The 607-nt window shown below is 30.8% G+C and carries 2 protein-coding genes; both read left to right on the forward strand.

What is annotated here, in order from left to right:
* The coding region (locus AC1DTM_RS30660; RefSeq protein ID WP_477001728.1) for an immunity protein YezG family protein at positions 1-151 on the forward strand (151 nt) is incomplete at its 5' end.
* A gap of 178 nt (positions 152-329) precedes the next feature.
* Positions 330-605 (forward strand): hypothetical protein, encoded by a 276-nt coding sequence (locus AC1DTM_RS30665; protein WP_199715438.1) that lies wholly within the window; start codon positions 330-332, stop codon positions 603-605.
* Positions 606-607 lie beyond the last annotated feature (2 nt).

Here is a 607-nt window from a genome sequence, read left to right on the forward strand (position 1 = left end):
TGATTATACCAATTGGTTCGATACTGATTATAGTTTTGGTGACCAGTTAGTTATTTGGGAGTATAAATACTTAGGAACAGAACCAGATGATAGTGAAAGTAAAGATTTAATTAGCAGATATTTAGATGAGTATCCAGATAATCCAATTTAGTTAAATAGAGCAGGATAGAAATACTCAGTTGACCAGATACAAAGAGGTAAGACTATAGAAAAAACAGAAAAAAGAAGTGGAAAATATTATGTTATAAAAGAGATAAATTAGATTGGGGAGCATGCAAGGATATTAAAATGGACAATTATAATTCGTAACGAGTAAATAGGAGGACATAGTGAACAAGAAAAGGCAGTTACTTCAACAAGTAAAAGTCGTGATACATAAGTTGGAGAAAGACTATGTTAAAGATATTAATAGTGGCATTTTACAATTAATATATAAAAGATATAAGAAGACATTAGAAATATTAGAGAATAACGAGGATATTAAGGGAATAACCATTGTGGGTGGTGTGCGTGCGTATATGGACAGTTACAATGACTATCCACATGCGCTATTAGAAGAATTACATAAGGCTGAAACGATAATTAAAGAATTAACTAACAGATAGTG

The sequence above is a fragment of the Bacillus sp. P4_D3 genome (genome assembly GCF_056401855.1).